Annotated in this window: 12 protein-coding genes (1 of these 12 cut by a window edge); 5 read left to right on the top strand and 7 right to left on the bottom strand. The window is 61.2% G+C overall.

Annotated features, from left to right (window positions below; genetic code table 11):
- The 5 genes in view from I6G90_RS16045 to I6G90_RS16025 are tightly spaced (each overlapping or abutting the next) and all read right to left on the bottom strand, a layout consistent with a single transcriptional unit that may run on beyond the window.
- Positions 1-420 carry the 5' portion of an energy transducer TonB gene (locus I6G90_RS16045; RefSeq protein ID WP_197928299.1) on the bottom strand. It extends 243 nt beyond the left edge of the window, so 420 of the gene's 663 nt are visible here — the first part of the coding sequence; its start codon is at positions 418-420; its stop codon lies beyond the left edge, outside the window.
- Positions 417-818, bottom strand: a complete 402-nt coding sequence (locus I6G90_RS16040; protein WP_005339369.1) for an ExbD/TolR family protein — start codon at positions 816-818, stop codon at positions 417-419. The genes I6G90_RS16045 and I6G90_RS16040 overlap by 4 nt, the downstream gene beginning before the upstream one ends.
- Entirely contained in the window at positions 815-1,345 is a 531-nt protein-coding gene (locus tag I6G90_RS16035) for a MotA/TolQ/ExbB proton channel family protein (protein ID WP_197928297.1), read from the bottom strand. Before I6G90_RS16035 ends, I6G90_RS16040 begins: the two co-directional genes overlap by 4 nt.
- A complete protein-coding gene (locus tag I6G90_RS16030) occupies positions 1,342-2,646 on the bottom strand; it encodes a MotA/TolQ/ExbB proton channel family protein (RefSeq protein WP_197928295.1) in 1,305 nt (434 codons plus the stop codon). The genes I6G90_RS16035 and I6G90_RS16030 overlap by 4 nt, the downstream gene beginning before the upstream one ends.
- Positions 2,643-3,404: a DUF3450 domain-containing protein gene (locus I6G90_RS16025; protein ID WP_197928294.1), complete on the bottom strand. Its 762-nt coding sequence runs from the start codon at positions 3,402-3,404 to the stop codon at positions 2,643-2,645. The genes I6G90_RS16030 and I6G90_RS16025 overlap by 4 nt, the downstream gene beginning before the upstream one ends.
- 210 nt (positions 3,405-3,614) lie before the next feature.
- Between I6G90_RS16025 and I6G90_RS16020 the strand changes: the two genes are divergently transcribed.
- The gene (locus I6G90_RS16020; protein ID WP_058052634.1) at positions 3,615-4,391 is read left to right on the top strand and encodes a helix-turn-helix transcriptional regulator; all 777 of its coding nucleotides are present in this window, start codon (positions 3,615-3,617) and stop codon (positions 4,389-4,391) included.
- Between the two features lie 74 nt (positions 4,392-4,465).
- Here I6G90_RS16020 and glmS read toward each other — a convergent pair whose 3' ends face one another.
- The gene (glmS, locus tag I6G90_RS16015; protein ID WP_197928292.1) at positions 4,466-6,298 is read right to left on the bottom strand and encodes a glutamine--fructose-6-phosphate transaminase (isomerizing); all 1,833 of its coding nucleotides are present in this window, start codon (positions 6,296-6,298) and stop codon (positions 4,466-4,468) included.
- A 56-nt stretch (positions 6,299-6,354) separates the two neighbouring features.
- Positions 6,355-7,128, bottom strand: a complete 774-nt coding sequence (locus I6G90_RS16010; protein ID WP_005339356.1) for a DeoR/GlpR family DNA-binding transcription regulator — start codon at positions 7,126-7,128, stop codon at positions 6,355-6,357.
- Between the two features lie 122 nt (positions 7,129-7,250).
- Here I6G90_RS16010 and blrA point away from each other — a divergent pair, with 122 nt between their 5' ends.
- The 4 genes from blrA (at position 7,251) to I6G90_RS15990 (ending at position 10,825) form a co-directional block, all read left to right on the top strand.
- Positions 7,251-7,925 (top strand): beta-lactam response regulator transcription factor BlrA, encoded by a 675-nt coding sequence (gene blrA / locus I6G90_RS16005; RefSeq protein ID WP_033138557.1) that lies wholly within the window; start codon positions 7,251-7,253, stop codon positions 7,923-7,925.
- On the top strand, positions 7,922-9,343 hold the full coding sequence (gene blrB, locus I6G90_RS16000) for a beta-lactam sensor histidine kinase BlrB (protein ID WP_197928290.1): 1,422 nt from the start codon (positions 7,922-7,924) through the stop codon (positions 9,341-9,343). The genes blrA and blrB overlap by 4 nt, the downstream gene beginning before the upstream one ends.
- Before the next feature lie 96 nt (positions 9,344-9,439).
- Entirely contained in the window at positions 9,440-10,234 is a 795-nt protein-coding gene (blaOXA, locus tag I6G90_RS15995) for an OXA-12 family class D beta-lactamase (RefSeq protein ID WP_197928288.1), read from the top strand.
- A gap of 111 nt (positions 10,235-10,345) precedes the next feature.
- Positions 10,346-10,825, top strand: coding sequence for an Lcl C-terminal domain-containing protein (locus I6G90_RS15990; RefSeq protein WP_197928286.1), 480 nt, complete (start codon positions 10,346-10,348; stop codon positions 10,823-10,825).
- Positions 10,826-10,912: the final 87 nt, after the last annotated feature.

The following is a 10,912-nucleotide window of genomic DNA, read 5'->3' as shown; positions in this document are numbered from 1 at the left end:
TTGCAACGGCATCAGCATGTCACCGACGCCGATGCCTGTACCCTGCTGCTGGCCGTGGTAGTTGCCACTCAATACCGGCGCGGTACTGGTCGCCACACCGGGGGCATAGACCTGTACCGCGCTGAGGCTGGAAACCAGGTCCAGACTCGGCTCAACGGCCGCCAAGGGGGCCGCTGCGGGCATCGGCAGCGGTGTCGAGGCCAATGCGGCGGGAGGCTCTGGCAGAGGTTCGGGCTCCTGCGGCACTGGACGCTCCCGCACCTGCACCTCGGTCACCTCGTTCTGCATATTGATGACGATGGGCTTCTGTTCACTCGCCACCTTCTCGCCTCGGGGCGGCTCAACCAGCGTGGCCATAAACAGCAGGATGCCCAAACTGAGGGCAATCCCCAGCCCCAGGCTCATCAACTTGTATTTCATTTCGGCGCCACCGCCACGGCGATATTGGCGATACCAGCCGCCTTGGCCTCATCCATCACCCGCACGACCTTGCCGTGGGGCACCCGCTCGTCGGCCTGGATCACCAGACTGGCATCGGGCTGCTCCGCCAACAGGCGGGCGATGGTGGCCTGTACCCGCTCCACATCGATCTGCTTGCGGTCGAGGAAGATCTGACCCTGGGCCCCGATCGCCAGCATGATGCTGGAGGATTTCTGCGCCTTGGCCTGACTGGCCTGGGGTCTGTGTACCTCGAGCCCGGCTTCGCGCACGAAGGAGGTGGTGACAATAAAGAAGATCAGCATGATGAACACGATATCCAGCATGGGGGTCATGTCGATCTGCACTTCGTCACGCTGGCGTTTGGATTGCCGTCTCATTGCATTACCTTCTCTTCTCGCAGGCCGTCCCGGGTCTTGGCCAGCGCACGCTTGGCCTGACTCTCGAGCCGACTGAGTAACAACACGCCGGAGAGCGCCACCACCATGCCAGCCATGGTGGGGATGGTGGCGCGGGAGATCCCGCCCGCCATGCTCTCCGGGTTAAAGCGGTTGGCCGCGGCCAACGCATCGAATACGCCGATCATGCCGGTCACAGTGCCCAGCAACCCCAGCATGGGGCAGAGCACCACCAGGGTGCGGATGAAGATCAGATGACGGTTCAGTTCCAGCTCGGCTTGCGCCAGCCAGCGGCTGCGGATAGCCCGGGCGTGCCAGCTGTGGCGCTCGCTGCGCGCCTGCCAGCGGCCGAGCAACTGTTGCTGCAACGGGCCGAAACCCAGATTGAGGTAGAGCAGCCGCTCGATCATCAAAATCCACATCAGCACCAGCATGGCCAGAATGACCCAGAGCACCGGGCCGCCACGGCCCATAAAGCTCTGCAGCTGTTGCCAGATGTCGAGCATCATGCTGCTCGCTCCATCCCGCCGTTATTGCTCTCGGCGCGCTCGGCCAGAATGCCGGCCACCTGCTGCTCCAGCACATTGGAAAGCTCGGTGAAGCGGGACTGCAGCAGGCTGTGGGCCAGGATCAGCGGAATGGCCGCAACCAGACCCTGTACTGTGGTGACCAGCGCCATGGAGATGCCGCCCGCCATGATCTTGGGATCGCCGGTACCAAACTGGGTGATGGCCTGGAAGGTGCCGATCATCCCGGTCACAGTACCGAGCAGACCCAGCATGGGGGCGATGGCCGCGATTACCTTGACCATGCCGATGCCGCGCTCCATACGAGGAGTCTCCTGCAGGATTGCCTCATCAAGACGCAGTTCGAGGGTCTCCATGCTCAGCTCGGGGTGTTTGTCCGCCACCGTCAGCACCCGACCGAGGGCATTGTCGGCATGGTACTCGCCGCTCTTGAGCTGGCGACGCACACGACCCAGTTCACGAGAGAGGCTCCACAGCCGTACCGCCGCAATTCCCAAACCGATGGCGGCCAGCAGCACGATAATGGCGCCAACCTGACCACCTTGTTGTACCTGCTGCCAGAAGGTGGGCGCCTGCGCCAGCATCGCCAGCAGAGTGCCATGAGAAGGATCCAGCGGCAGCGCTTCCCCTTCCTGACCCTGATAAGTTGCAACGGCAGAGAGCACGCTACCGGGCAGCCCCAGCACCGGGCTCAAGCCTTCGGCGGTCGGTTGCAGGAAGCCGTCGCTCCCCAGCAGGGCAAAGCTGCCAACCCGGGTCAGCGACTGCTCGCTGGCAGCCCCCTGGGCATCGAGCACCTTGCCGTTAAATTGGGCAATCCGGCCAGATTCGCGGATCTCCTGCAGCAGAGTGGCGGGCAGCAGGGCGAGGGCGGCGCGATCCGGCACCTGTTTATCCTGTGCCATGGCCTTCAGCGGAGCGAGACGCTCCGGGTACTGGCCCTCGACGGCGGATTCGCTCAGCAGCTTGACTGCATCGCTGGCGCCCTGACGGGTAACCGCGAAGATCTCGTTCATGTCGCCGGAGGCTTGCTCCCACTGGGCGTTGAGTTCGACCAGTTGCTTCTCGTTGCTGGCGAACTGGCTGGCCAGCTCCTTGCTCAGGCGCTGGGCCTCGGCCAGTCTGGCGCGGGCAGTGCCGAGCTCCTTGGCAACGGTCGCCAGATCTTGCTGAGCCTGCTGTTCACGAGCCTGTTCCTGCTGCTGCCACTCATCGGCGACAGCGACGTTGGCACCGCAGGAGAGGGCAATAAGGAGGGGGAACCACTTCATGGTGACTCTCATGATTGGGCCTCCTGACTACGGCTGACAGAGAGGGGGACATTGAGCAACTGGGGAACTTTCTTGTCGGCGGCCACATCCATCGCCTCGGCGATGGGGGAGAGCCACTGGCTGTCGAGGGCTTGCCACTGCTTCGCCTCGGCAGACCAGCGCCATGCCTGACTGCGATCGGCAGTCATCGCCAGCAGGGAGACCCGACCCAGCGCCAGCACATCAACCCGACGCGGTGCACCATCCAGCTCCAGCTCGGCAGAATAGCTATCCATCCGACTGCCATATTCGGCTTCAATCTGATAGGCCTGCAGCAACTGACGGAATTTCTCCGCCTCGCTCACGTCGGCACGGGCCAGCGTCGCTTTCAACTGTTCAACCCGCGCCAGCCGATCTTCCTTGCGCTGCGGGATATCGTTTTGCACCAGCTGTTCCAGATCTGCCTGCATCTGCAGCATCAGCGGGATCAAGCCCTGACGGGTCTCTTGCACCGCTTCCAGCTGCTGGCTCAGCTTGCCCAGCTCATTTTGCTGATCGGCCACCAGAGATTGCATGTAACGGTTGTAGGCTTCGAGATCGCGCAGCTGCAGCTGGGCATTTTGCAGCTCCAGCCGTGCGGCAACGGCGGCATCGGCGGCTTTTTCCACCCGCTGCTGGGAGGCTTTCCCGGCAGCTATGCTGTTCTTGAGGGCGGGAGCAACCAGCTCATCCCCGATGGCAGCAAAGTGGACTGACAGTGGCAGCAGGGCCACACCCCATAACTTGTTCATTGAAATACATCTTATTAATGATAACTATTATCATTATCTCAAATGCAGCGCAGACTGGCAACGAGAGGATTTCCTTGGCCTTTATGCACAAAAACAGGATAATTTTTAAGCACGCACGGAATAAGTGGCGCCAATAGCCACCGCACAAATATAAATAACGAGAAAAAATCTTTTCGATCAGTGTGATAGAGATCGAAAAAGGAGAAAGTAATGCTCAACGATGCGATCTGGGAACATATCGACCAGTTCACCAAGGCAACAAAAACCAGCGATATCCAGCAACTGCTGGAGCGCTTCAGTCATCAAATGGGCTTTGATTACTTTCGGCTGCTGATTATTTTCCCCATCAGCATGCAAAAATCCCACGTGGCACTGTTCAACAACTGTCCGACCACCTGGTTTGACGCCTATAGCGAAAACCAGTATCTGACCCAGGATCCGGTGGTCTATCTGGGGCTGAAACAGACCCAGCCGATCTTCTGGAACAAGCTCGATTGCGACTCGCCCTGGCTGCCCAGCGCCAGCCGCGACGTGATGAACCTGGCGGCCGATTTCGGGGTACGCAATGGCGTCTCCTTTCCGCTGCACACCCCGCAGGGAGAGCACGGCATCCTGTCATTCATCACCAAGGAGAAATCCAACTCCGACCTGATGTTTGAAAATGTCCCGCTGCTGTCGTTCTGCGCCAGCTACATCTTCAACTCCGCACTGCAACTGATCAAAAGCAGACCGGATATGATGAAATACCTGACCGAACTGTCGGATCGGGAGAAGGAGTGCCTGTTCTGGGCCAGCGAGGGCAAGACCTCCTGGGAGATCGCCACCATCCTCGGAATCAGTGAGCGGACGGTCAACTTTCACCTGACCCAGGTGACCAACAAGACCGACTCGAAGAACCGCAGTCAGGCCATTGCCAAGGGGATCACCAGCGGCATCATAGTGCCCTCCCTCGACGAGGTGACCATCACCAATCTGCGACTGTCGTAACCCCTCAGCCGAAACAAAAAGAGCCGCAATTGCGGCTCTTTTTCATGTCAGAAAGTGACTTATCAGAGAGTGGCTTACTCAACGGTCACCGATTTTGCCAGGTTGCGCGGCTGGTCCACGTCGGTGCCCTTGATCAGGGCAACGTGATAGGAGAGCAGCTGCAGCGGCACGGTATAGACGATGGGAGCGATCACCTCTTCCACATGGTTGAGGTTCATGACTCGCATGGTCTCGTCGCTCTTGAAGCCGGTATCGGCATCGGCGAACACGTAAAGGATACCGCCACGGGCGCGCACCTCTTCCACGTTGGACTTGAGCTTCTCCAGCAGATCGTTGTTCGGTGCCACCACAATGATGGGCATCTCGGCATCGATCAGCGCCAACGGGCCGTGCTTCAGTTCACCAGCGGCATAGGCTTCTGCGTGGATGTAGGAGATCTCCTTGAGCTTGAGCGCCCCTTCCATGGCGATGGGGTACTGGCTGCCACGGCCGAGGAACAGGCTGTGGTGCTTGTCGGCAAACTCTTCGGCCAGGGTTTCGATATCCTTGGCCAGCGCCAAGCTCTCTTTTATGCGCAGCGGCAGGGCTTGCAGCGCCTTGACCAGCTCGGCCTCGGCAGCCGCGCTCAGGTTGCCACGGCAGTGACCGACAGAGGCCACCAGCATCAGCAGGCCAGCCAGCTGGGTGGTGAACGCCTTGGTAGAGGCAACCCCAATTTCTGCCCCCGCGCGGGTCATAAAGGCCAGATCCGATTCACGGACCAGCGAGGAGCCCGGCACGTTGCAGATAGCCAGCGAGCTCATGTAGCCGGACTCCTTGGCCAGACGCAGCGCCGCCAGGGTATCGGCGGTCTCGCCACTCTGGGAGAGGGTCACCAGCAGGCTGTTGGGGCGCACCACCGATTTGCGATAGCGGAACTCGGAGGCGATCTCCACATCGCAGGAGACGCCAGCGATCTCTTCGAACCAGTAGCGGGCCACCATGCCGGAGTTGTAGGAGGTGCCACAGGCGACGATCTGCACGTGCTCGACCTTGTCGAAGATGGCGCGTGCGCCGTTGCCGAACGATTCGACCACCACGTGATCGCTGCCCAGACGCCCTTCCAGGGTATTGGTGATGGCTTTGGGCTGCTCGTAGATCTCTTTGAGCATGTAGTGGCGGTATTCGCCCTTGTCACCGGCATCATGGGAGAGTTCGGACTCCTGCTCCTCGCGCATCACGGCGTTGCCGTTGGTATCGAAGATGTGTACGTCGCGGCGGGTCACCTCAGCCACATCACCCTCTTCCAGGAAGATGAAACGGCGGGTCACCGGCAGCAGCGCCATCTGATCGGAGGCGATGAAGTTCTCGCCGATACCACGGCCGATCACCAGCGGCGAACCGGAGCGGGCAACCACCACGCGGCTGTCGTCGCGGCTGTCCATCACCACGGTACCGTAGGCACCGCGCAGCTGCTTCACCGCAATCTGCATGGCGACCAGCAGGCTGGGGGCGCTCTTCAGCTCGTGATGGACCAGATGGGCAATCACCTCGGTATCGGTATCAGAGCTGAACACATAGCCCAGCGCCTTCAACTCTTCCCGCAGCTCTTCGTGGTTCTCGATGATGCCGTTGTGCACCATCACGATATGCTCGGAGACGTGGGGGTGGGCGTTGCGCTCGGACGGCTCGCCGTGGGTGGCCCAGCGGGTATGAGCGATGCCGGTACCGCCATGGACGGACTGCTCGTCGAGCGCCTTGGCCAGCTCGGCCACCTTGCCCAGACGGCGAACCCGCTGCAGCGGCTGGTTGGCGCTGAACACGGCCACACCGGCGGAGTCATAACCGCGGTACTCCAGACGGCGCAGGCCCTCTACCAGAATTTCAGCCACATCACGTTGGGCAACAGCCCCGACGATGCCACACATACACTTCTCCTTGAGATGCAAATCGTAAAGTCAGTTGGATGGTTCAGAGCTCGATGTCAGCAAGTGACCGGGGCGCAGATAAGCGTCACCCCCTGGGCTTGAATCTGTTCTCTGGCCTCGCTGGCCAGCCCCTCGTCGGTCACCAGGGTATGGATGCTCGACCAGGGAAGTTCGAGATTGGGGATCTTGCGGCCGATCTTTTCCGATTCGACCATCACAATGACCTCCCGCGATACCTCGGCCATCACCCGCGACAAGCCCACCAGCTCGTTGAAGGTGGTGGTGCCACGCTCCGGGTCGATGCCGTCGGCACCGATAAAGAGCTGGTCGAAGTCGTAGGAGCGCAGCACCTGTTCCGCCACCTGCCCCTGAAAGGATTCGGAGTGAGGGTCCCAAGTGCCACCGGTCATTAACAGGGTAGGCTCATTTTCCAGCTCGCGCAGGGCACCGGCCACATTGAGGGAGTTGGTCATCACGATGAGGCCGCGCTTGTTGCCCAGCATGGGGATCATGGCGCTGGTGGTACTGCCGCTGTCGATGATGACGCGGTTGTGATCACGCAGTCGCTCGGCCGCCGCGCGGGCAATGGCTAACTTTCGGTTCGAAACTTGTTCAGGATTGGCCTCGACCACCATCTCGCTCGGCAAGGGGACGGCGCCACCGTAACGGCGCAGCAGCAGACCGCCGGTCTCCAGTACCGCCAGATCTTTACGGATGGTCACTTCGGAGGTAGAAAAGTGTTTGGCGAGGGCGTCGACACTCACTTCACCCTGCTCTTGTACCAGGGTAACTATGGTGTGGCGGCGTTGTTGAGTATTACGTTTAGTCATTTTTAAGTTTCGATTCGAAAGAACATCGAAATGTTAGCCTCTTTTTCGGAAAAATAAAACAGCAAATAGGATCCGATTTGGTTCGATGCCAGAATGGGGGGCCAATTTGCGACGAGGATGCCATGCAAAAGAGAGTCATCTGGCTGGTGGAGGATGAGGCCAGCATCGCCGATACCCTGATTTACGCCCTGCAGACCGACGGGTTCGAGGTGGAGTGGTTCATGTTGGGCCAGCAGTTACTGACACGACTGGAACAGACGCGACCCGACTTCCTGATCCTCGATGTGGGGCTGCCCGACATCAGCGGCTTCGAACTCTGCAAGCAGGTGAGGGCGCTGACCGATATTCCCCTGATGTTCCTCACCGCTCGCAGCGAGGAGATAGACCGGCTGATCGGGCTGGAGATAGGGGCCGACGACTATGTGGCCAAGCCCTTCTCGCCACGGGAGGTGTGTGCCCGGGTGCGGGTCATCCTGCGCCGCAGCCAGCCTGTCGCCCCCCAACCCAGCGCCCTGCTGGTGCTGGATGAGGAGCGGGCCCGCATCCATTTTCGCGGCCAGCCACTGGCCCTCACCCGTTACGAATATCTGCTGCTCAAGACCCTGATGCAGGCACCGGGGCGGGTCTACTCCCGCCAGCAGCTGATGGATCTGGTGTGGCAGGATGCAGAAGAGAGTCTGGATCGCACCGTCGATACCCATATCAAGACCATCCGCGCCAAGCTGCGCGAGCATGATCCCGAGGCCAACCTGATCCTCACCCATCGCGGGCTTGGCTACAGCCTGGAGCTGGCATGAGACTCGGGCTGCAACTGCTGTGTGGCCTGCTGCTGATCTTCGCGCTGGCCGCCTGGTTCGTGCTGGAGATCTTCGTCGAGGAGATCAAACCGGGGGTGCGCAGCGCCACCGAGGATACTCTTGTCGACATGACCCAGCTGCTGGCGCCGCTGGCCCTCGATGATCTGCAAGAGGGCAATATGATGAACGGGCGGTTGGCCAGCGCCTTCGCCCGCCTCAACCAGAATCCCATCAATGCGATGATCGACGGCCACCTGAAGCAGCAGGCGGAGTACCGCATCTATGTCACTGACCGGCAGGGTATGGTGATTTACGACTCCGACGGCACGGATCTGGGCAAGGACTATTCGCGCTGGAACGATGTCTACCGTACCCTGCGCGGCCAATATGGCGCCCGCAGCACCCGCACCGATCCCGACGATGCCGCCAGCTCGACCATGTATGTGGCGGCCCCGCTGCGGGAAGGAGCCGAGATCATCGGCTCCCTCACCGTCGCCAAACCGAATCGCACCCTGATGCCCGCCATCGAACGCGGGGAGCAGGAGCTGCTGCGGGCTGGTGGCCAGATGCTGCTCATCTCGCTGCTGATCGGCAGCCTGCTGGTGTGGTGGCTCAACCGCGCCATCGGCAAGCTGGTGCACTACGCCGACTCGGTCAGCAAGGGGGAGGCGGCACCGCTGCCACGGCTGCACACCGTCGAACTGGATCGGCTCGGCCGCTCGCTGGAGACCATGCGCCACCAGCTCGATGGCAAGCGCTACATCGAGGACTACGTCCACAGCCTGACCCACGAGCTGAAGAGCCCGCTGGCCGCCATTCGCGGGGCAGGGGAGATTCTGGCCGAAACGCCGCCCCCCGAAGTCGCCAAACGCTTTATCGGCAACATCAATCTGGAAACCGCCCGCATGCAGCAGCTGATCGAGCGAATGCTGCAACTGGCACGACTGGAGTCGGGGCAGGGGCTGGATCGCCAGTCGGTGGAACCGGCAAAACTGGGCAAGCGCACCCTCGATGCTCGCCAGATTATCGCCCTGCGCCGTCAGGTCGAGTTGGTGGCCGAGCTGGCCAGTGCGCCAAAACAGAAGTGGGATCCGCTGCTGGTGGAGCAGGCCATCGGCAACCTGCTGGATAACGCCATCGACTTCTCTCCCGCCAACGGGCAAGTCACCCTGAGCGGCAGCCAGCAGGAGGAGGGTTACTGCTTCCGGGTTTGCGACAGCGGTCCCGGCATTCCCGACTACGCCCTGCCACGGATCTTCGAGCGCTTCTACTCACTGCCGCGCCCCGACAAGGGCAAGAGCAGCGGTCTGGGGCTCAGTTTCGCCCATGAGGTTGCCCACCAGCATGGCGGTCGCCTGACCCTGAGCAACCGGCCGGAAGGTGGCGCGCTGGCGGAACTCTGGCTGCCGTTCGCCTAGTCACCTCCCCACAACTTCACATTCACCACACAAAGCGGCGTTAAACTGCCGCCTTATCTTATTGATTAGCCTCATCCATTTGCTCAAGGAAATGCTATGTCCCGCCTGCTTCTCTCCAGCCTGCTGGCTGCCGGTCTACTCGCCGCTCTGCCCGCCTCCGCCGCCAGCGGCTGTTTTCTCTATGCTGACGGCAACGGCCAGACCCTCTCCAGCGAAGGGGACTGCTCCAGCCAGCTGCCGCCAGCGTCTACCTTCAAGATCCCGCTGGCGCTGATGGGTTACGACAGCGGTTTTCTGGTGGATGAAGAGCATCCGGCGCTGCCCTTCAAACCGGGTTACGACGACTGGCTGCCCGCCTGGCGCGAAACCACCACGCCGCGCCGCTGGGAAACCTACTCGGTGGTCTGGTTCTCCCAGCAGATCACCGAATGGCTGGGGATGGAACGCTTCCAGCAATACGTCGACCGCTTCGACTACGGCAACCGGGATCTATCCGGCAATCCGGGCAAGCATGACGGCCTGACCCAGGCCTGGCTTAGCTCCAGCCTTGCCATCAGCCCGGAGGAGCAGGCCCGCTTCCTCGGCAAGATGGTGAGCGGCAAGCTGCCGGTCTCGGCGCAGACCCTGCAGTACACCGCCAATATCCTCAAGGTGAGCGAGATCGATGGCTGGCAGATCCACGGCAAGACCGGCATGGGCTACCCGAAGAAGCTGGATGGCAGTCTCAACCGCGATCAGCAGATTGGCTGGTTCGTCGGCTGGGCCAGCAAACCGGGCAAGCTGCTGATCTTCGTCCATACCGTGGTGCAAAAGCCCGGCAAGCAGTTCGCCTCCCTCAAGGCGAAAGAAGAGGTGCTGGCCGCCCTGCCCGCGCAACTCAAGAAGCTCTGATCCCCACATAACCTGACGACAGGGCTCGAGGCCAAAGCTTCGCAGCCCGCTCCGATCATCAGGGTCAGCCCGCCAACACCGGGCTGACAGCCATCCGCACAAGAGACAAAAATGAAATTATTCCTGTGGCTGCTCTGGCTTCCGGCCAGCATGGCGCTGGCCGCCTGCGACCTCTCCGACCGCCTGACGCGGCAGGGGGGAATCATCCATGATCGGCTCAATCAGCTGGAGTGGCAGGCGTGCAGCCTTGGCAGCCAGTGGCAGGAGGGGAAAGGGTGCGTGGGCACACCGGCCCTGCTGACGCTGCTTGAAGCCAAGGATGAAGCTGCCCGCCTTGGCGAGGGGTGGCGACTCCCCACCATAGAGGAGCTCTTCACCCTGCTCGACGAAGATTGCCGGGCACCGATGACAGATCCCAATTTCTTTCCGGACATCCATGACAACGGGGAAAATGCCGCTCCCTACTGGACATCCAGCACCATCGAGGAGATGCCGGAACTGGTCTACTACATCGACTTTATACACGGAGTGATCGATGGCCATACCGATCGCTTCGCGCAAGCCGCCCGACTGGTGCGCTCTCGCCCCTGAACAATCCCACGGCGCCTGATAGCGCCGTTTTTCAACAGTTCACCGCAACTTCACACAAGCCCATCACCACTTCACGCCGGACTGACA

Origin of the sequence: Aeromonas allosaccharophila, assembly GCF_016026615.1 — a bacterium.
GTDB lineage: Bacteria > Pseudomonadota > Gammaproteobacteria > Enterobacterales > Aeromonadaceae > Aeromonas > Aeromonas allosaccharophila.
This window is presented reverse-complemented; position numbering and strand designations above follow the sequence as displayed.